15 protein-coding genes are annotated in these 19,532 nt (G+C 61.8%); 5 read left to right on the top strand and 10 right to left on the bottom strand.

Annotated elements, in window-relative coordinates:
- Positions 1 to 194: 194 nt before the first annotated feature.
- Together GYA95_RS07525 and GYA95_RS07520 are read left to right on the top strand one after the other, a co-directional pair.
- The gene (locus GYA95_RS07525) at positions 195 to 2,036 is read left to right on the top strand and encodes a potassium transporter Kup (protein WP_080604860.1); all 1,842 of its coding nucleotides are present in this window, start codon (positions 195 to 197) and stop codon (positions 2,034 to 2,036) included.
- 147 nt (positions 2,037 to 2,183) lie between these two features.
- Positions 2,184 to 2,504, top strand: coding sequence for a hypothetical protein (locus tag GYA95_RS07520; protein WP_015270018.1), 321 nt, complete (start codon positions 2,184 to 2,186; stop codon positions 2,502 to 2,504).
- 108 nt (positions 2,505 to 2,612) lie between these two features.
- Here the strand turns inward: GYA95_RS07520 and GYA95_RS07515 are convergent, their stop codons facing one another.
- Positions 2,613 to 4,238 (bottom strand): methyl-accepting chemotaxis protein, encoded by a 1,626-nt coding sequence (locus tag GYA95_RS07515; protein WP_015270017.1) that lies wholly within the window; start codon positions 4,236 to 4,238, stop codon positions 2,613 to 2,615.
- A gap of 253 nt (positions 4,239 to 4,491) precedes the next feature.
- Here GYA95_RS07515 and GYA95_RS07510 point away from each other — a divergent pair, with 253 nt between their 5' ends.
- Both GYA95_RS07510 and GYA95_RS07505 read left to right on the top strand, forming a co-directional pair.
- Complete coding sequence (locus tag GYA95_RS07510; RefSeq protein ID WP_015270016.1) at positions 4,492 to 4,890, top strand: tetratricopeptide repeat protein; 399 nt, start codon at positions 4,492 to 4,494, stop codon at positions 4,888 to 4,890.
- A 189-nt stretch (positions 4,891 to 5,079) separates the two neighbouring features.
- Positions 5,080 to 6,324 carry a DUF1835 domain-containing protein gene (locus GYA95_RS07505; protein WP_015270015.1) on the top strand — a complete coding sequence of 415 codons (1,245 nt, stop codon included), beginning with the start codon at positions 5,080 to 5,082 and terminating at the stop codon, positions 6,322 to 6,324.
- A gap of 125 nt (positions 6,325 to 6,449) precedes the next feature.
- On the opposite strand, the gene pdxR is transcribed toward GYA95_RS07505, so the two are convergent.
- Positions 6,450 to 7,997: a MocR-like pyridoxine biosynthesis transcription factor PdxR gene (gene pdxR, locus GYA95_RS07500; RefSeq protein WP_015270014.1), complete on the bottom strand. Its 1,548-nt coding sequence runs from the start codon at positions 7,995 to 7,997 to the stop codon at positions 6,450 to 6,452.
- Between the two features lie 78 nt (positions 7,998 to 8,075).
- Here pdxR and GYA95_RS07495 point away from each other — a divergent pair, with 78 nt between their 5' ends.
- The gene (locus tag GYA95_RS07495; protein ID WP_085986370.1) at positions 8,076 to 9,752 is read left to right on the top strand and encodes an NAD(P)H dependent flavin oxidoreductase family protein; all 1,677 of its coding nucleotides are present in this window, start codon (positions 8,076 to 8,078) and stop codon (positions 9,750 to 9,752) included.
- Positions 9,753 to 9,966: 214 nt separating this feature from the next.
- Here GYA95_RS07495 and dapA read toward each other — a convergent pair whose 3' ends face one another.
- The 8 genes from dapA to icmH form a co-directional block, all read right to left on the bottom strand.
- Positions 9,967 to 10,833 carry a 4-hydroxy-tetrahydrodipicolinate synthase gene (gene dapA / locus GYA95_RS07490; protein WP_015270012.1) on the bottom strand — a complete coding sequence of 289 codons (867 nt, stop codon included), beginning with the start codon at positions 10,831 to 10,833 and terminating at the stop codon, positions 9,967 to 9,969.
- A gap of 121 nt (positions 10,834 to 10,954) precedes the next feature.
- Positions 10,955 to 11,107, bottom strand: coding sequence for a hypothetical protein (locus tag GYA95_RS27610; RefSeq protein WP_023661540.1), 153 nt, complete (start codon positions 11,105 to 11,107; stop codon positions 10,955 to 10,957).
- Positions 11,108 to 11,210: 103 nt separating this feature from the next.
- Positions 11,211 to 11,468 (bottom strand): PAAR domain-containing protein, encoded by a 258-nt coding sequence (locus GYA95_RS07485; RefSeq protein WP_015270011.1) that lies wholly within the window; start codon positions 11,466 to 11,468, stop codon positions 11,211 to 11,213.
- Positions 11,465 to 12,274 carry a DUF6708 domain-containing protein gene (locus GYA95_RS27865; RefSeq protein ID WP_226989608.1) on the bottom strand — a complete coding sequence of 270 codons (810 nt, stop codon included), beginning with the start codon at positions 12,272 to 12,274 and terminating at the stop codon, positions 11,465 to 11,467. The genes GYA95_RS07485 and GYA95_RS27865 overlap by 4 nt, the downstream gene beginning before the upstream one ends.
- A complete protein-coding gene (locus GYA95_RS07475; protein ID WP_015270009.1) occupies positions 12,271 to 15,495 on the bottom strand; it encodes a T6SS effector BTH_I2691 family protein in 3,225 nt (1,074 codons plus the stop codon). The genes GYA95_RS27865 and GYA95_RS07475 overlap by 4 nt, the downstream gene beginning before the upstream one ends.
- On the bottom strand, positions 15,492 to 16,415 hold the full coding sequence (locus GYA95_RS07470; RefSeq protein ID WP_015270008.1) for a hypothetical protein: 924 nt from the start codon (positions 16,413 to 16,415) through the stop codon (positions 15,492 to 15,494). The genes GYA95_RS07475 and GYA95_RS07470 overlap by 4 nt, the downstream gene beginning before the upstream one ends.
- Positions 16,415 to 18,493: a type VI secretion system Vgr family protein gene (locus GYA95_RS07465; RefSeq protein ID WP_015270007.1), complete on the bottom strand. Its 2,079-nt coding sequence runs from the start codon at positions 18,491 to 18,493 to the stop codon at positions 16,415 to 16,417. Before GYA95_RS07465 ends, GYA95_RS07470 begins: the two co-directional genes overlap by 1 nt.
- Positions 18,494 to 18,507: 14 nt before the next feature.
- The gene (gene icmH, locus GYA95_RS07460; RefSeq protein ID WP_015270006.1) at positions 18,508 to 19,380 is read right to left on the bottom strand and encodes a type IVB secretion system protein IcmH/DotU; all 873 of its coding nucleotides are present in this window, start codon (positions 19,378 to 19,380) and stop codon (positions 18,508 to 18,510) included.
- Positions 19,381 to 19,532: the final 152 nt, after the last annotated feature.

The following is a 19,532-nucleotide window of genomic DNA, read 5'->3' as shown; positions in this document are numbered from 1 at the left end:
GACTGACAGGTATTGGGGCGCTGGCTGATTTTTTACGCTCTTTTTACGACTGAGCCGGCAGACAGAAGGAATACTGGGCGCGCGATGCTCAGGGATGGCATGCATTTATACCCGCCAGTCCAGAGAAACCTTTCGTGAGCCAGTCCACCGTTATCGCAAATCAATCCCTTCCCGCCAAGTCCAACCCTGTCGGCATGCTCGTCGCCGCTGTCGGCGTGGTGTATGGCGACATCGGCACCAGCCCGCTGTACACCCTCAAGGAGGTGTTCGCCGGGCACTATGGCGTACAGGCCAACACCGCTGGCGTACTCGGAGTGCTGTCGCTGGTGTTCTGGTCGTTGCTCTGGGTGGTATCGCTCAAGTACGTACTGTTCATCCTGCGTGCCGACAACCAGGGCGAAGGTGGCATCATGGCCCTGACCGCCCTGGCGCATCGGGCGGCGGCGCCCTACCAGCGCCTGGGCAGGATACTGGTGCTGCTCGGCTTGTTCGGCGCCGCGCTGTTCTACGGCGACAGCATGATCACGCCGGCGATTTCCGTTCTATCGGCCGTCGAGGGCCTGCAACTGGCCTTCGACGGTATCGAGCATTGGGTCGTGCCACTGTCGGTGGTGGTGCTGGTGGCCCTGTTCCTGATCCAGAAGCATGGCACCGCGCGCATCGGCATCCTCTTCGGGCCGATCATGGTGCTGTGGTTCGTCGTGCTGGGTGCACTGGGCCTGCACGGCATCGTCCAGCGCCCGGAGGTGCTGCAGGCACTCAACCCGCTCTGGGCGGTGAAGTTCTTCGTGCTGCACCCGGGCATGGGGGTTGCGATCCTGGGCGCAGTGGTGCTGGCGCTGACCGGCGCCGAAGCGCTCTACGCCGATATGGGGCACTTCGGCCGCAAACCCATCGCCCGGGCCTGGTTCCTGCTGGTGCTGCCCGGCCTGGTACTGAACTACTTCGGCCAGGGCGCGCTGATCCTCGGCGACCCGCAGGCAGTGCGCAACCCGTTTTACCTGCTGGCGCCCGAATGGGCCCTGCTGCCCATGGTCGGGCTGGCCACGCTGGCCACCATCATCGCGTCCCAGGCCGTGATTTCCGGTGCGTTCTCGCTGACGCGCCAGGCCATCCAGCTGGGTTACGTACCGCGCATGTTCATCCAGCACACCTCCAGCGAGGAACAGGGGCAGATCTACATCGGCATGGTGAACTGGGCACTGATGGTTGGCGTGGTGCTGCTGGTGGTCGGCTTCGAGTCGTCCGGGGCACTTGCGGCAGCCTATGGCGTAGCCGTGACCGGGACCATGCTGATCACCACACTGCTGGCTTCGGCAGTGGTGCTGTTGCTGTGGAAGGCACCACGCTGGCTGGCGGTGCCGATGCTGCTGGCATTCCTGCTGGTCGACAGCCTGTATTTCGCCGCCAATGCGCCGAAGATCCTCCAGGGCGGTGCATTTCCGGTGATTGCCGGCCTTGCACTGTTCACCCTGATGACTACCTGGAAGCGCGGGCGACGGATGATCGTCGAGCGGCTGGACGAAAGTTCGCTGCCGCTGGACCTGTTCATTACCAGCCTCAAGGCCCAGCCGCCTCACCGCGTGGGCGGTACTGCCGTATTCCTGTCCGCCAGGCCCGAGGCGGTGCCTCACGCCTTGCTGCACAACCTGCTGCATAACCAGGTACTGCATGAACAGGTGGTGCTGTTGACCGTCGTGTTCGAGGACGAGCCACGGGTCAACGCTGGCAAGCGCTTTGAGGTCGAGGAGTTTGGTGACGGTTTCTTCCGCGTGAGCCTGCATTTCGGCTTCATGGAGGAGCCCGACGTGCCGTTGGCGTTAAGCCGCTGTCAGCGTGCGGACCTTGAGTTCGGCCCCATGCGCACCACTTATTTCCTCAGCCGGGAGACGGTCATTGCAGGCAGGCAGATGGGCATGGCTCGCTGGCGTGAGCACCTTTTTGCCTTCCTGCTGAAGAATGCCAACAGCAACCTGAAGTACTTCAAGCTGCCGCTGAACCGGGTGATCGAGCTTGGCACCCAGGTCGAGATCTGAACAGTCATGAAGCTTGAGGCTGCCAGGTACTGAAAGGGCCTGGCAGCCGCTTCGTCGAAAGGCTGCGCACTGCGGAACTTAAAAGGCAACCTTATGTCGTATCCGCACTCAAATTTCCTCCCCTGCGCCTTTTGGAGGCGAACAAACATGAAAAAAACCCTGGTAGCCGTCTTTACCTGTGCCCTGGCGCTCGGCGCAACTGCATTGTTGCCTGCCGATGTCTCGCCGATTGGTTCCGCATATGCCAAAGGTAATGGCAATGGCGGTGGCAAAGGTGGGTTCAACGGTAATGGCGCCGGCTACGAGAGTGATCATGCAGGCAAGGCCACCCGCAACCATGGCGAGAGCGGCAATCACTATGGAAGCCTGCGCAATGATGACAACGGCCGTGGCACTACCCGGTCCGGCATTGCCCATTCCAAGGAACACAACAAGGCCGGGCGCTCCTCTTCGAAGCACGATCGATAACTGAAAGCACACATGGCGTGCGCTCGAACCGGGCGACGCGGAGGAAGGCACCGGCTACGCCGGTGTTCGCGGGCGCGCCCACTGCCACAGTCTGGTGCCCGCCAGACCTCAAACCCTGAACCGCGCCACCAACGCCGCCATCTCCCCCACCAACCCCGACAACGCCTTGCTCGCCTCACTGGTCTGCTGCGCCCCTGCTGCCGAGGATGTCGACAGCTCGCGAATGTTCAGCAGGTTGCGGTCCACCTCTCGCGCCACCTGGGCCTGCTCTTCGGCTGCACTGGCAATCACCAGGTTACGCTCGTTGATCTCGCCGATCGCACTGTAGATACCCTCAAGCACCTGCCCCGAGGCCAGTGTCACGTCCAGCGTCGACTGGGCACGACTGGTACTGGCCTGCATCGAGGTCATGGCCGCTTCGGTACCCGCCTGCACGCGCCCGATCATCTGCTCGATTTCCTGGGTCGACTGCTGCGTGCGGTAAGCCAGCGTACGCACTTCATCAGCCACCACCGCAAAGCCGCGCCCGGCCTCGCCCGCACGGGCGGCCTCGATGGCGGCATTGAGCGCCAGCAGGTTGGTTTGCTCGGACACCGAGCGAATCACTTCCAGCACCTTGCCGATGTCCCGCACCTGCCCGACCAGTTGCTCCAGGTGTGCGCTGCTGGCCTGGATCTCCCGAGTCATGGCCTCGGTGCCGTCGATGTTGTCGTTGACTTGCCGGCGGCTTTGCGCCGCCAGCTGGTTGGATTCGCTGGTGGTCTGCGAGGTGGTGATGGCATTGCGCGCAACCTCCTCGACAGCCGTGGTCATTTCGGTAACGGCGGTAGCGGCCTGCTCCAGCTCCTGGCCCTGCTGGCGCAGGTTGTTGGCGCTTTCCTCGGTGACCGTATTCAGCGCCGTGGCGGCTGCGTCCAGCTGCCTGGCACAGTTGCTGATCTGCCCCAGGGTGTCGCGCTGGCTCTGCTGCATGCGCTCAAGTTCATGGAACAGCTGGCCGATCTCGTTACTGCCCTGCCCCTGCACCGGCACGCTCAGGTCGCCGCCGGCAATGCGCTGGAAGTGCCGGCCAGCTTCGCGCAGCGGGTGCAGCACGCGCTGGGCAATAAAGGCCCAGCACAGCACCGCCAGCACCAACGTCACGCCCAGCAGCCCCAGACTCAGCAGTTGGGCGCGCGCCAGGCGCCGGTCGGATTCCAGCATGATCTGCTGACCGCGCTCACTCAATGCGCCGACCAGTTGCTGGCGCAGCGCCTGCAGCCGGCCCATGGCGTTGCCGGCGTCGGTGTTGACCTTGAAATACTGCTCGAGTGAACGTTGACGGGTTGCCTCACGCTGCCCGGCGACCGCCTTGGCATACTCGCCGTAGGTGGCCTGCAGCGCGGTTGCCAGTGCGTGCAGCGCAGGCTCGCGGGCGTTTTCGACAAACTCGTCCACCAGCTTCTGGCTCTTGTCGTTCAGCTCGACCGACAGCGCCATGCGCTTGTTGGCGCTTTCCTCATGACCACCCAGCTGCTCGATGAAGCCCGAGGACACATTGGCACTGGCGCGAATCGCCATCAGCAACGCATTGTTCAACCGGTCCGACTGGTGCGCGGTCTGGTCCAGTTCGGTGATCTGCTGGTCGCTGCCCACCGCCGCCCGCCAGGCACTGACGGTGGAAAACAGCAGGGTCACGCTGAACAGCGACAGCACCCAGAACATTCCGGTGCGGATCTTCAGGTTGGCAAGCATGGGGGCAGTACTCCTTGTTGGCACCACTTCTGGTCGATGATTCGACGGTGGGTGTGCTGCTATCGGAGGTACTGCCCCAGGCTTGAGGCGCCGGAGTGCGGTTATGGGCGGTAACCGAACAGATGTTGTCGAGGCACAGACCGGGCGACGGGCAACAAGCAGACCAGGCGGGAACTTCAACGCTCCAATTCGGTCGATAGCATCCCCTCGCCCTCCAACCTGGCCCGCCCAAGCCCTGCCGAGTCTTCCGCCGATGCCCAGCACACCTGTTCTGTCAGCCCTGCTCCTGTTGTTCAGCGCAATCACGGCACAGGGCGCACTGGCCGGCGAACGCTACGCGCCCACACGCAGCAACAATGCCTCGACGGTGCTGATCGAAACCGCCTCGCAACAGTATGCCGACGGCCAGCTGGACCAGGCGGCGGCCACGCTGGAGCGTGCGCTGCACATTCAACCGAACAACCCGGCAACGCTGCACTACCTTGGCGTTTTGCGCCTTCAGCAAGGGCAGTATGAACAGGCCGAAACCCTGGCGCTTCGCTCCAACCTGCGTGTTGGCAACAATCACGCCCTGCGCAGCCGCAACCTGCAGCTGATAGAAGCCGCGCACAAGGCCCAGGGCTCGGGCATTCTGCCGACGGCTGCGCACTGACGGCGATCGGACGCTGCGCGTCAGGCCACCATCGACCTTCTTTGCACCCACGCGCATTACCCGGTAAAGTCGGCGCCAGGGCGCTGGCTGCGCCTGCGGTCCGCGCCAAGGGGTTTCCCGAGCCAAGCATCATCACATTCCCATACCAGCTCCCGGCTTGTCGGCGGACCGAGCCCCAAAGGAGTTGGCATGCCCGCCATCAATGCATCCCGCCACCACGGCCTGCTCGACCTGCCCGCCTTGCGCAAACGCGCCAAACGCTTGCTCACCGCCCTGAAAAACCACAAGGCCGACGACACCCGCGAGCAGCTACGCGCACTCGGCCTGCCTGGCCCTGACTACCGGCTTGCCGATACCCAATGGCTGGTGGCCCGCGAGGCCGGTTTTGCCAGTTGGCCCAAGCTCAAGGCCCATGCCGATGCCGTCGCTTTTGCGGCACGCCACCCTGGCTTCACCGCCGATGACGAGGCAGCCGTGCAGCATTGGCGCTGCGGCAACGACATCGCCCACAGCTTGCGCACGGCCGGTTTTGCCGGTGCCTTCCAGATGTTCGAGGACCCCATGGTCATGGGGCCGGTCTGCGCACTGCCCGAGGAGCAGTATTGGCAGGTTCGGGCCGCTTACATACAGCAGGCGTTCAACCTGAGCATCCAGGACGTTGAGCAACGCCAAGCGGCACAGCGCACCGCCCTGGCCGGCTTGAACAGCGACAGCAAGATCGTGCTGTGGTGCGAGGGTGACGCTTACGACCAGCTGTTCCTGATCCGCGTACTCGCCAGCCTGCCCAGCCTGCCGCGCCGCTTGGAGCTGATCGAAATCACCCAGGTACCTGGCGTCGAGCGCTTCATCGGTATCGGCCAGCTGGCCCCGGACTTGCTCGCCTGGCTATGGCCACAACGTCGCGCGCTGGGTGAGGACGTGCTGGCCCTGGCCCGCCAGACATGGGCAGCCTATACCGCGCCTGACCCAAGGGCCTGGGCTGCCCTGGCGGGCCTCCAGCATACGGCCTTGCCGTTGCTGGGCCGGGCCCTTGCGCGGCAACTTCAGGAACTGCCGGGGGCGAACGACGGCTTGAGCCTCACCGAACGCCTGCTGTTGCGCATTCTGGCCTCACGCGGCGAGCTGCCGGCCGGACGTGTGTTTGCCCAGTTGATGATGCAGGATGAACCGCTGCCTTACCTGGGTGACATGATGTTCCATGTTTTGCTGCAGCCCCTGATCCATGCACCGCACCCGCTGCTGCTGGAAGGCCCGGGCGAGTCTTGGGCGCAACGGCCGTTGCGGCTGACCGCACTTGCCGAGCAGGTGCTGGCGGGGCAGGCGCATTGGCTTGACCACAACCCTGCGCAGCGCTGGGTGGGTGGAGTGGTTATCGATGCCGCGGACAAGCCCTGGGTGGTCAGCGAACAAGGCGGAGTGTGGCAGCGCAAATAGCCCGCTCAAGCTTGATCAGGTAACGCGGTGGATGGCACCGGCAAGTCAGCTCTCATGGAACTACCCATAACTCATTGCATTAGCCGCTCCCACAGGGTACGCGGACCGCTTGCGAATTCAGTTCTCTACTCGACAGCGCAGCCCAAAGGGCTGGGTGATCGCCCACAGGGATTGCGCTGGACCGATGTTGCAATCGCCTTCGCCGCCTGCGCCAAACGTTGTGTAGCCAGCCGGATTTCATCCATGTCCAGCGAGGCAAACCCGAGGCGCAAGGCATTTTCCGCATGACCAAACGGCGAAAACTGCCGGCCACTGCGTACCACCAGGTCCAACTCCAACGCCTTGCCAACCAACTGATCCACATTGATCTCGTCAGCAAACCTCACCCACAGCGCCAGCCCACCTTCCGGCTCGCGCACGGTTACCTGCTCGCCAAAGGCATCGCGCAAGCAAACCAACAGGGTCTCTCGACGTCGGCGATACTCCCGGGTGACCCGACGCAAGTGCTTCTTCAGTTCGCCATCATTGATCAAGTCCGCCAGCATCTGCTGCATCACCGCATCACCCTGCCCCAGGGTCAGCGTCGCCCTGCGTTCGAGCGCCGCAGCCACCTCCGCCGGCGCCACGATGAAACTGCAACGGAACGTACTGCCCAGGGACTTGGACAATGAGCCAATGTAGATCACGTGCCGCTGCTGACGGTCGCTGGCCAGCGGCAGGTAAGGCCTCCCGGCAAAGTGGTATTCATGGTCGTAGTCTTCCTCGACCACGCAGAAGTCGTGCTGCCGCGCCAGTTCCAGCAACTGCTGCCGGCGCCCGGCAGGCAGGCTGACCGTGGTCGGGAACTGGTGATGGGGTGTGATGTACAGCATGCGTACCTGGTGCAGCCGGCACAGTGCATCGATCTGCTCGACCCGACAGCCCTCCTCATCCAGGTCCACGGTGACCAGCCGGGCGCCCAGCTGGCGGAAGATCTCCCACGCGGGCGGATAGCTCAGGCGTTCGACCAGCACAACGTCACCAGGCTTGAGCAGCACGCTAGCCACCAGGTACAGCGACATCTGCACGCCCTGGGTCAGGCAGATATGCTCGGCGCCAACGTTCAGGCTGCGATTGTGCCGCAGCATGTCGGCCAAGGCGCTGCGCAGGGAGTGGCTGCTGCACGCGCTGCCATGGCGCACGGTGTTGGCGGCAAAGCTGTTGCGCAAGGCATTACGGTAATAGCGGTGCAGAACGGTCTGCGGCAGCAGGCGGTGGTCACAGGCGCCGTTGTCAAAGAACAGCGCACCCGGCCGATCCTGCTGCGCGGCAGCCTGTTCGTTGGCCGCGAAGTAGGCAACGGCAGGCTCCTCCTGTAGCACCAGGGCAAAAGGCTGCGCTGCATCGGGCTCGGCCAGGGTGCCAGCCGCCAGCTGCCGACTGACGAAGGTGCCACGGCGCTGCACGCTTTCCAGCCAGCCTTTGGTCTCGGCTTCCTCGTAGGCGAGGATCACCGTCTTGCGATTGACGTTCAGCAGTTGCGCCATTTCCCGCGTGCCGGGCAACGGCGTACCGGGGCGCAGGCGGCCCTCGGAGATCGCGGCTACCAGGCCCTCGACGATCTGCCTGTACGAAGCCTGCGGCTGCGCCCCGTCGAGCTTGAGCAGCGGCTGCCATTTGCGAAGCTGGACCATGTGAATTAACCGAAACTGGAGGTTCTACTGGTCCTGGACTATAGCAACAATCGAACCTCCACTTGCCCCGAGATGCCCATGCAGAACCGCCACGTCATTGAATTGTCGCCCTCGGGCAAAACCTTCGACGCCAGCCAGGAGCTGCTGCTCGATGCCATGCTCGCCAGCGGCCTGCCGGTGCCCTTCTCATGCCGCCGCGGCGCCTGCGGGTCGTGCAAGGTCAAGGTGGTGTCGGGGCAGTATCGGGACAAGCAGCGGACGGCAGACATGCCGGCGCCCTGCTACCCCCTGGCCGACGACGAAATGTTGCTGTGCCAGAGCCACGCCTGCAGCGACATGCGCCTGGAAATCCCCGGCTGGTCCCTGGAAACCCAGACACTGGAAATCCACGCGCAGGTACATGGTAAACGCGAACTGAGCGCCGATATCATCGAACTGGTGCTGCAGCCTGCACAGCCGTTGGCGGTACGGGCTGGCCAGTACGTACGAATTCGGCTCGCCAACGGCGATAGCCGCTGTTTTTCCATCGCCAACCTGCCCGACCGGGACCAGGGGAAACTGGTGTTTCACATCCGCAAGGTAAGCGGCGGCCTGTTTACCGAACGCCTGCTGCCAACCCTGCAAGCAGGTGACACCTTGAAGCTGGAAGGACCGGTGGGTGCCTGCACCTGGCAGCACGAGGCCCAGCGCCCCCTGGTGCTGTTCGCCACTGGCACAGGTTACGCCGGCATCAAGCCATTGCTGCTGACCGCCCTGGCAGGTGATGCCGAGGTCACGTTGTACTGGGGCGGCAGATCGGACGCCGACTTCTATGACCGTGAGTTTCTCGATCAGGCCAGCCGTGCACACGCTCACTTTCGCTGGTACCCGGTGCTATCGGACCAGGCGCGGGTGCAGCAGGTAGCGCTGGCCCAGGCCCATCGCTGGGCCGACACCCAGGTCTATGCCTGCGGCAATGCGGCGATGATCAGCCAGGTTCGCGAGCAGTGCCTCGCGGCAGGCCTGCAGGCCCATCGTTTTGTCGCGGAGGCTTTCGTTGCCAGCGGCACACTGGCGCCAGAGGCTTCAACAGCCAGCCCGTTGCACCCGGAGCTTGAAAAAGTCGGCCCACGCTACTCGCTGGACGGCATGCTCGCTGCCCGCGAGCAGTCGGTGCGGGCCGTTGCTGCGGTAGCGAACCAGCTGAAAGTCGGCATGACCACTGCCCAGGCGCTGGAGATGGCCGCGCAAACCTTGCAGGCGATGGGTGCATCGCACACCTGGCACCCGACCTACATCCGCTTTGGCGACGACACCGTGCGCACGCCGCGCCAAGGCATTGATCTGCAACGTGTATTACGTACTACGGATATCGTCGTGATCGACGTCGGCCCTGTATGGGATGGCTATGAGGGCGACTATGGCGACACCTTCGTGTTCGGCCAGCACGAGCTGCACCACGCCTGCGTCAAGGCACTGCATGAGGTGTTCGACGAAACCCGCCAGGCCTGGGGCCGTGGCCTGACCGGGCGCGAACTGTACGACTTCGCCGAGCGCAGTGCCCAGGTAAAAGGCTGGCAGCTGGAGCGCAACCTGGCCGGGCATCGCATCGCCGACTTCCCGCATGTGCTGTATGGGCAAGACAAACTGGCCGAGGTGGAAATCGTCCCGAGCGAAGTGGTGTGGGTGCTGGAGATCCAGTTGTGCCACCCTACCGAGCCGGTCGGGGCGTTTTTCGAAGACATCCTGATTGGCGAGGCCAGGTCGGTCTCCTGAGGTGAAAATTTAGCAGGGGCCCGGTAGGAGCAGCCTTGTGCTGCGAAGAGGCCGGTACAGGCAACAGATACGAATTGTCAGTACGGGCCTCTTCGCAGCACAAGGCTGCTCCTACAAAGGACGCGCCAAGTGAGCGATATTTGTTTTCAACGCGGCAGCGCAGCTCAAAAGGCCGGGCATTCGTCAACAGAACAACAGCCCGGCAGGTACACCCTCAAGCGCCGAGCGAATCCACAACGCTTCGCAGCTTGCCCCGGGTCATCTCCGTGCACGCCTGCATGGGCTCTCGCAGTTCGTCGGTCATCAGCCCCTGCAGCTGCAAGGCCGCCTTGACCACAGCCGGGTTGGGCTCGGCAAAGGCCATCTTCATCCAAGGCAGCAATTGGTAGAACGTGCCGCGCGCGGCTACCCAGTCGCCATGGTCGACCTGCTGCAGCATGCGCACGTACAGGTCGGCCCGCACATGCGCCGAAGCAGAAATGGCCCCTGCGCCACCCAGGCACAGGTTGTTGAAGATCTGCACGTCCTCACCGGCCAGCACCTGGGCGTGGCCGTCCTGGATCAGGGCCATGGTGGTCTCGCTGTCACCGCCGCAGTCCTTCACCGCCGCGATGCGCGGGTGGCGCACGATGCGGCGCAGGGTTTCACGCTCGATACGTACCCCGGTGCGGTAGGGAATGTCGTAGACGATCACCGGTACGCTGGCGGCATCCGCCACGGTGCTGAAGAACGCTTCGATGCCGGCCTGCGAAGGCCGGATGTAGCACGGCGCAGGGACCAGCAGCCCGCCAATCTCACGCCGCTGGATTTCAGCCTGGAAGGCCAACAACTCGCGCAAGTTGTAGCCCGACAAGCCCATCACCACCCTGCCCGGCTCCACCCAGGCCAGCACGGCATCCAGCACGGCCAGTTGTTCGGCCTTGGACAGCGCCGCCGCCTCGCCCGTGGTACCGCACACCACAAAACCGGCCACACCCTCTTCGAGCAGCTTCTTCACCAGTTTTTCCAGGGCGGCGAAGTCGACTTCATTGGCGCGCAATGGCGTGACGAGGGCAATCCAGATACCACGGAAATTCGACATGCAAAAACTCCTGATGTTGACCGAAAGTCAGCGTCAGCAGAGCGGAGAGTCGAAGTGGTCTGGCAGGTATACCTGGCGCCTTCTGTCTCGTCAGCCCACCTGACGAGACAGCGCGCCTCGGTCAGATGAGCGGCTGTTTCTTGGATTTCTTGGCAACGGCAACGCACGCGCCTGCCTGGGCGATGAAGCCCGAAGCGAAAATGGCGTGGTTGGAAATGGACATGCCGGCAAGCCCGTTGCGTGGATATGGCTGGATAATGGTGGCGCGGCGCACTCGGTGTCAACACCGAGATAGCAAACCCATCCGGCTGCGCCGGTGTTCGCGGCCAAAGCCGCACAGAGATCTGTGGGCCCGATCTTGTACAAGAGACATTTGATCAGTCCAGCATCCACCCAGCATCACCCTCCTCCAGCACACCACCGTGATCCGTCCGGTCTCCTTTACGCGCCACAGCCGCGCCTTCAATCAGGAAATGCTCGGCTCCACTCTCAATCACGGCACCGCACGTGGTCCGATCCCCCACCCTGGCAACCGCCCTGCCGTTGAAGATGTACGTTGCACTGCCGCTTTCTACCTCGTTGATGCCATGCAGCGGACAGACATGTCGATGGCCTACAAGTACGACAGGATTCATTGGGTCTCTCTTTCTGATGGCCCGGTGCGAGATTCACGGTCTATCTCCTCTGGCCAATTAACCTTGGGTGCCAGGCAATGCATGTGGCTCAGGCCATCGTCATCGTTCCAGTCACGGGGTGGGTGTACGAACTTCGGCAGGGCTTCGGGGCCTTGCTGCATGAATAGCCGGGCGATGGCCCAGTAGGCTTCACCGTGGTACAGGTCGTGGGTGAAGAAGACGCGGTCGATGACTTCGTTGGTTTCCGGGTTGCGGACCGACAGCATGACGTTTTCGATCAGCCCACCGTGGCCGGGGGCGTAGACTCGGTAGACTTCGGCGGTTACGTCGTCCCAGTTGTAGGCGACCGGTTTAACGCCCCAGTGTTTGCGGCTGAACAGATAGATGTAGTGGAATCTGAATTGATAGAGATAAATTTTGCGTCGCAGGCGATTGAAGCGGATTGGTTCGTCCCTTGGGAGCATTAGGTCGATCTTTACAAAGGACGCAACAGCCCACATTCCAATCAGAGGCACCAGCACTATAATAACAGCAACATACCAGTCACGCGACCAACTAACATCCAGCATAAGCAAATACAAATATATAAGCGCACCAGAAGACGCGATCAACCCTGGAATGCCCAGCAGGACCGCAACACCACGCAAACTGACAGTAGATCGAGGAAGCTCCAAGTACACTTTATCTAGATAGTTAGGTGATGGATTTATATCCTCAAAACTAAAACGCGGAACCTTCTGCGAGCTGACATCAGGCAGATCATAACTCCAACAAAGAGCCCGCCGAGCCCTGAACTTAGCTTTCACTCATTAGCCTCCTTGGCACAAACCTCAACATAGGCATTCGGCACATTCCTATCTGGCCAATACATCACTAAAAGTGTCGCAGCTCTAATATTATGCAGCCCGATAGTCGGCATAAGTTCCACAGCTCCGGTGATTTCCAACCTGGACACATGCAAGCCACCTAAGCCCCACGATCGTCGCTGTTTATTCACCAAAAAATCACTTTTGTAGTCAGGCGACCTTGGCTGAGAAAAGCCAGGGAGTTTTACAGCTTTAGCAAGATCCTTGACTGGAAAGGCCTGATATTCATCAACAATAAGAGTCTCACCGCCGAAAAATTCGGGGAAGGTTCCGTCACCCTGTCGATGTACTACTAGAGTCCAACGAAAGGCCGAGTTCTGATCACTGTACCCAGGCAATTCAATTCGAAACTTAAGTTGATGTTCTAGCTCCAAGCTGACCAAGCCACCTATCTTGGAGGCAGCCGGATCGCTTGAGCGCCTGGATTCGAAATGAACCCCCACATACACGCCTAGCGTGGCCGCATTAAGCTCTGCAAATGCAATATCTGCATACTCAGGAACATCCCAATGCACAGCTGGCTTTTCATCAGCCTTACCAAAGTAGCAGCGTCGTGCCCAGCGCTCTAGTGCGGTAGATTCGCTTCCCTCAGCCAACTTGCTGATTGCGTAGGCAGTGAGCGCCAGCACTACAGCCAGACCTAAAGGCCCTAATACAAATGACTTAATAACTGCATAGGCAAATACCCCAGTGGAGATGCCATATACGAACCCTGCACCATAATAAAGCGCTCCCGCCTTACTATCCGCTGCTGTCAGTGCGCGTTTAGCAGCAGAAAATGCTTGCACCGTGTCAAAAATTCCAGCTATCGCACTGACCATTGCACCGAGCCTTATCAGCGACACTCCAGCTCCGGACGTGCTTTTAGCCCATGACTCAGCCATGTGGCCGGTACTTGATCTCAAAATGAGCCCAACCAGTTCGACTTGCCCTCCCAACAGGCCCAACTGCGATCCTTGCAACGCCAATTTGGCCTCAAACGCCTTGGGCCCGATCTCCGTTTCCGCCTTTTCCTGATTCCTGCCCAGGCTGTCCTGCTGTAAATACAACCCGCCTATCGCCAGCAATAACTCCCAACTACCTGCCACACCACGTAAACCGGAGAACCCGGTCCGTACTAACCTGGCAGCCTGCTGCGATGTGATCTGCATCCCTTGAAACAACTTGCGCGCATTTGTCTCCAACGTCCCCGCCGCCACCGAGATATCCAGCAAGGCAAGCTCCGCCGCGCTGCTGGCCTGGGTCACGCCCATGCTGGCCTCCTTGAACAACCGCCCATGCACTTCCTCAGCCTTGCCCTCGACCCACACCGTCACGCTGATCATCGAATTGGTGAACCGTGGATCGAGCACGGCCAGGCTCATCAGCCCATGCTGGATGATCGGCCGCACCTTGCGCATGGCCTTCATCGAGCCAAACTCGAAGTCATCGATATTGCGGCGCATCCGGTCCCGCGCCTCGGCGATCGACGCATTGGCCTTGTGCTGCAACTCCCGGAGGTGGGCGCTCTGCAACGCGTAGTACTCGCCCAGCTTCATCTTCACTTCCAGTTCGATCAGGTGGACGCCGTTGTAGAGAAACTGCGTGGCACTGTTCAAATGCCGCACAGCCTTCTGAATACCAGGTGACAAACATGGCGCCAGCCGCTGACTGGCCGCATTGAGCGCACCCTGCGTTTCAGCAATGGCCTGCTTGAGGGTATTGCGCATGCGCAAGCCGGCGTCATCGCTGGCGATGATCTTGCTCAGCATGCCGTAGAGCTTGTCGCTGTCGTTCCAGCTGATCGCTTCTGTGGCGGAGAAACTGGGCAGCAGCCCGGCCAGCAGTGCCTGGTCGCGTATCAGCAAGGCACGGTAGGGCGGGCTGTCCGGGTCCTGCAGCCATTTCAGCCAGAGCAGTTCGCTGGTGCCGGAAGCGGGAACATGCGGTTCAAGGCGGGGGACGACAGCTTCCGTAACCCCACCGCCCAGGCACAGGGCCATGGTCTTGGCGTAGGCCACCCCGGACTCACGATCGTTACCGTCGTAGTCGTACGCCTCGGCCACCTTGAACATGGGCGTATCGAACAAGGCAACGTACGCCTGCGCGTCCTTGTCGATGTAACGCTGAAACTCACGTTCCTGCTGCTCATAGTCAGCCTGGAACGCGGCCCGCTGCGGTTCGTGGTAGCGCTCTTCAAGCCGCTCGTCACTCTCCTGCTCACGCTCGACCAACAGCTGCCGCTCGACTGCCGGGGCGGTGAACACCGGCGGCCCATCACCCGTCAGCGGTTCCAGCGACGGCACCTTCTGCGCCGCCCATTCCCTGTGCGTGGCGCGAATGATCTGCAGGATCTGCGAGGTTTGCAGCTGATAGGCGCGCATCGGTTCTTCACGCCAGGCCTGACGCTTCACTACCCAGTTCAGCCGCTGATGGTTGTACTCCTGAATCAGCCCGACAGTGTCGTCGAGCACCACCGCCAGCACGCCGTTTTCCAGCTTGTGCCGGTTGATCGCATTGACCAGATACCCTCGCAGGGCGAACCGGCGCAACCAGCGGCTGTGGAAGCCATGCGCACTGTCGAAGGGGGCACAGCCATGCTGGGCGTACTCGAACACCTGCTGGTCGACCCCAAGCTTATCGGGCGTCATGGCGATGCCTAGGAGCTCGGGATTGCTGCGGGCCTGGATCAGGTCCAGGCCCTCGAAGCGATGCGCAGGCGACGCGCCGCTCTTGTAGGCGTTCAGCACGCTCACCGGCCAAGGATCGCTGGAGAAGGCCAGCCAGGCGCTGGCGTACCTGCTGGTATCGATGTTGAGAAAGGCCGAAGGAATGTCGTGATCTGCGTTCACGCATTTTTCGGGCAGCGGGGAAGGCGGGCCATCTGGCGGCTCGTAAGGGTTGAAGCGGCGCAGATGACCTTGCTCGCTGACGGCATAGGCATGCCAGACCTGCTGGTCGAGCAGCACATACAGGAAGCCCCTGCGCAAGGTGCGCAAGCCGATCTTTGTCGAGATATGCCGGTTATCCGCCACGGTGGAGACACACTCGGGGCGGGTATCGGGCACCAGGGCGCGGCGCAGCGGCAGGATCGGCAGGCCCTGGCGCTCGCAGAACATGCACTGGTCGTGCGGCAGCCCGGCTTCGGCGATCGCGAGGGCAATACGTTGGCTGATGGTCATGAGCGATTCTCGGATTTCGGCAGGCATTCGATCAGTTGGCGCCATTGCGCCTCGGAGTAGCGGGCGAGCAACGCGGCAAGAGGCGCCTGGCCTCTGGCCGCTGCATCGATCATTTCGCCCACCGCAGGTACGGTATGCAGCCTCGGGTGAATGCACAGGTGATGGAGAGCGAAGGCCACGATGTCCTCCATCTCGCTCAGGCCCAACCTGCGTGCATCATCGATATGGTTCGAAGCACGCACCGCAGCAAACGGTGGAATCTGACACTGATTGATGTGCTGCGAACCCGCCCGCAACACTCTCCAGGTAGCCAGCACACGTTCGATCAGCCCCACGTCATCCTGAATTCGCCGCGCAGGGGTCGGCAAAGGGTGTCGCTGCCCGCTCTGCCCTTTCAGGCTTGCCAACCTCCCACCGCTACTCAGGAACAACCAGTCACTGATCGGCCACCATGGGCCTTGTTCAAGCCGCTCGAACGTCGCCGCAAGCAACTCCAGCCGGACGGGTTCGTAGACCGGGTAGCAGCCAAATTCCCGATTGGAATCGGGTAGCCGACACAAGGCCGTGAGATGGGACGCGACAGTGGCCGAAGGCGCCTCACTGAACAGCCAGCCACACAGGTAACGCCGTTGCTGAAACAACGCCCTCTGCGCCGCTCGGGCGGTCAGTTCCAACAGACGGCGACTGGGGACCATGCCGGGCGAAGCCAGGCAGACCAGTACGGGATGCAGTTGGGGGGCATGGGCCAGGTCGGCCCGGTGCACACGGGTCAATGCCTGCTCACCCAGGGCATTGCGCAGCGGGGCAAGCACGCCGTGGTCGCCATCGTGAGCAGTCGCAAGCGGATCTATAAGCACATGGCAGTACAAGTGCGCCCCATGATGGCTTTCGATGAGCCTCGCCAGGTTGTCAGTGCGCATCAGGCCTTGGCCTCGCACTTGTTGCTGGCGTCAGGCGCAAGCGTAAGTGGCTGGCTGTTTCCAGCCCCTGACGCAGCCGCGCTGGTTTGCCCCAACAGCTCGAGCTTCAGCCCGTTGATAGTGATGCCCTGCCCGTCCAGCACAATGCTGCCGCCCGCGGTTCTGAACTCGATGCGCTCACTGGCGCGCAGCTGATAGATCGTCGTATGTTGCTCCATGCCCTGCCCGACGGTGACCTTTTGCGTACCTTTGACGACCAGCTCGGCGTCTTTCCCGACAAGGGCCCTGTGATTGGCCCCTGTTGATTCGCTACGGTCGTTGCCTATCTTCTCGATCAGGTCCTGCTTGATGTCTACGTGGCAGGTTTGCCCAATGAGCTGGGTATGGTCACCCCCGGTTTCCTGGCGGAAGTCATTGCCGATATTCAAGTGCTCATCATTGCCGACCTGCTCGACACGATTACGCCCCACACGCGTGGTCTCATCATTGCCGACTACATTGTTCTGGTCCCGTTGGGCATGGATGAACACTTCTTCCTTGCCGAGTTCGTCCTCGAAGCGCAGCTCGTTGAAGCCATCGCCCTTGTGGGTCTGGCTCTTGATGGTCATGCGCGTCTTGTGTTCGGGCAGGTCGTACGGCGGCAGCTGGTCGCCGCAATAGGTACGCCCGGTGATCATCGGCTGGTCGGGGTCGGCGTTGACGTACTGGACGATCACGTCCTGGCCAATGCGCGGGATGGCCATCGAACCCCAGCTACCACCGGCCCAGCCTTGCGACACGCGCACCCAGCAGGAGCTGAACTCGTTGTTCTCGCTCTCCCGGTCCCAGGGGAAGCTCACCTTGACCCGGCCCCACTCGTCGCAGTAGATCTCTTCCCCGGGCGGCCCGACGACCGTGGCCATGTGCGGGCCGTCGATGCGTGGCTTGGGCAACGGCGCCGGGCGCCATTCGATTCGGCCGGGCACCAGCACGGCTTCCTGCGAGTAGCGCGTTCCTTGTTCGGCCCCGGCAGCTTCTTCTTGCAGGCTGGTGAACTGGCTGCCCTCGTGATGTACACGCATCACACGCCAATGGGCGTTGAGGTCTTTGCGCGGGTGTTCGATGAGGGTAAAGCTCAGCCCCGGTTGCAGCCGCACATCGTCACCCTCGACTTCGGCAATACGGGCGTCATGGCGCAGAGCCGTCAAGCGCGTGGCGGTGAAGGGTACTCCGACCGCATCACGCTTGTAACGGCCGGGGTAGTCGAAGCGCTCGTAGTCCCGGGACTGATGGGTGATGCCACTGTCACCTGCGCGGTGTTCCTGCCGGTACTGCGGGTTGGTGAAGGTGTAGTCCCGCTGCACCTGACGTGCAGTGCGCACCTGTTCGCTGTAACGCAGGCGGCGCAGGCAAGGCCTGGCCTGGTCGCCACCGCTGTTGGCACGGTACAGCACCTGGTCGGGGCCGATGTCGTCTTCGTCGAAGAAGTCTTCATCCTCGTCGTCGGCCTTGATCGCGCTCCTGCTGATCTGTCCCAGCGCCAGCAATCGGTCGGTGATGACCAGTTGGTGATGTTTCGGCGTGTGCTCGAAGCGATAGACGAAACCCTCTTCCCCCGCCAGGCGGGCGATGAAATCGAGGTCCGTTTCACCGGCCTGTACGCAGAACTCGCGCACCTGATGCTCGCCCATGCTGTTGATTTCGAAACGGGCAATGCCCTGGCGCTTGAGCATCAATTCGAGAATCTGCGGCACGGTTTTCTGCTGGAAGATGCGCCAGTTCGAACGTAAGCCGGCACGGGCCAGCACGGGCTCGACCAATGCGCGGTAACGGGTGCGATAGAACCCCGTCTCACCCTGGCTGAAACTGCTGACCAGGCCGTGCACATAGCGCAGGGGGCGCTCACCGCGCCAGATCGTGAACAGCACTGGTTGGTCGAGCAACTGGCCGAAGTCGACCTCGTCTTCAAAACTGATCAATTCCAGCTTCAGCTGGAACGGTGAGCTGATCATTTCGTCGAGTTCGAACGAAACCACCTCGAAGTCAATCTGGCCAGCGAGCGGCTGGAAGGTGAAGCGCAAGTCGGATTGGCTAGGCATGCGGATCCCCTTTGCTACTGCTGCAAAATGCCGTTGAGCGACTCCAGCACCTCGGCGGTGATCAAGCTCAGGCGGTAGCTGTAGTAGCAGTAGGCGCAGACCATGGCGATGGCGGAGATCACCAACGGGCTCCACCAGGGCCATTCCCGACGCCGCATGCGGTGGGGGCGATGGACCACGTTGGTATAGGGGTCGCCCGGGAATTCCGGCGTGGGGCCGCGCAGTGCACGAATGACCTTGTGCATCCGCGAAATCAGGGCGTTGATGATTTCATCGCACTTCGGGTCCAGGGCGTACTTGCCCTTCAGGCCCAGGCAAAAGCAGAAGTACAGGAACTCCAGCACATCCTGGAACTCCTCCGGAGACTGCATCAACCGCTCCAGCAACACGAAGATCTTCTCGCCACCCTGGGTTTCGCCATGGAAGATGCTGAGCAGCGGTTCGTGGCTCCAGCACGAATTGTTCCCCCAGGGGCGACTCATCACGGCCTCGTCCAGGTAAAGGCACAAGGCATAGGAATAGGCTTCGAGGTGCACAGAGGAATAACCGTGCTGCTGTATTTCCTCGCGGATTGTGCTGACCTGAATCTGCAGGGTCTTGTGCACATGTTCGATGTTGGGCAGGTCATCCAGCGTACGCAGGCGTATGACCAGGCCGAACAGCGGGTTGGCCGCGTCGAGCATCAGGTTGGCGAAGCCGCCGCGTAGCTGGAAGTCCGGGTCGGCCGGATAACCCTCATGATCCGCGCGCCTGCCCTGGCCGGGTGGATAAGGTGAATCGCTGCCCTCCGGGACATCGAGCATGGCATGCAGGCTGCTTTCGGTTACGTCATGGGCAGCGTTGGCGGCCTGGGGTTTTCCAATATGAACAGCAGATGGGCCGGGCATGAAGAGGTCCTTGTCTTCCAGTTAGGCTGAAGACATGAACACTATCGGGGAATCAATTCTTCGAGGAGCGTGGTGCGTCCCAAAGCGCTGTAGGAATTTTCTCCTTTTGGCTTGTCTGGACGCTGTGATGCCGGAATTCCGGGGCCGCTCGG

The organism is Pseudomonas asiatica (assembly GCF_009932335.1).
Taxonomy (GTDB): domain Bacteria; phylum Pseudomonadota; class Gammaproteobacteria; order Pseudomonadales; family Pseudomonadaceae; genus Aquipseudomonas; species Aquipseudomonas asiatica.
Note: the sequence above shows the minus strand (reverse complement) of the source record. Positions and strands in the feature narration are given on the sequence as shown.

What these genes read in the sequence shown, in the direction of transcription:
- GYA95_RS07525 (WP_080604860.1), top strand. Translation starts at nt 195, where the DNA reads ATGCTCGTCGCCGCTGTCGGCGTGGTGTATGGCGACATCGGCACCAGC.
- GYA95_RS07520 (WP_015270018.1), top strand. Translation starts at nt 2,184, where the DNA reads ATGAAAAAAACCCTGGTAGCCGTCTTTACCTGTGCCCTGGCGCTCGGC.
- GYA95_RS07515 (WP_015270017.1), bottom strand. Translation starts at nt 4,238, where the DNA reads ATGCTTGCCAACCTGAAGATCCGCACCGGAATGTTCTGGGTGCTGTCG.
- GYA95_RS07510 (WP_015270016.1), top strand. Translation starts at nt 4,492, where the DNA reads ATGCCCAGCACACCTGTTCTGTCAGCCCTGCTCCTGTTGTTCAGCGCA.
- GYA95_RS07505 (WP_015270015.1), top strand. Translation starts at nt 5,080, where the DNA reads ATGCCCGCCATCAATGCATCCCGCCACCACGGCCTGCTCGACCTGCCC.
- pdxR (WP_015270014.1), bottom strand. Translation starts at nt 7,997, where the DNA reads ATGGTCCAGCTTCGCAAATGGCAGCCGCTGCTCAAGCTCGACGGGGCG.
- GYA95_RS07495 (WP_085986370.1), top strand. Translation starts at nt 8,076, where the DNA reads ATGCAGAACCGCCACGTCATTGAATTGTCGCCCTCGGGCAAAACCTTC.
- dapA (WP_015270012.1), bottom strand. Translation starts at nt 10,833, where the DNA reads ATGTCGAATTTCCGTGGTATCTGGATTGCCCTCGTCACGCCATTGCGC.
- GYA95_RS07485 (WP_015270011.1), bottom strand. Translation starts at nt 11,468, where the DNA reads ATGAATCCTGTCGTACTTGTAGGCCATCGACATGTCTGTCCGCTGCAT.
- GYA95_RS07475 (WP_015270009.1), bottom strand. Translation starts at nt 15,495, where the DNA reads ATGACCATCAGCCAACGTATTGCCCTCGCGATCGCCGAAGCCGGGCTG.
- GYA95_RS07470 (WP_015270008.1), bottom strand. Translation starts at nt 16,415, where the DNA reads ATGCGCACTGACAACCTGGCGAGGCTCATCGAAAGCCATCATGGGGCG.
- GYA95_RS07465 (WP_015270007.1), bottom strand. Translation starts at nt 18,493, where the DNA reads ATGCCTAGCCAATCCGACTTGCGCTTCACCTTCCAGCCGCTCGCTGGC.
- icmH (WP_015270006.1), bottom strand. Translation starts at nt 19,380, where the DNA reads ATGCCCGGCCCATCTGCTGTTCATATTGGAAAACCCCAGGCCGCCAAC.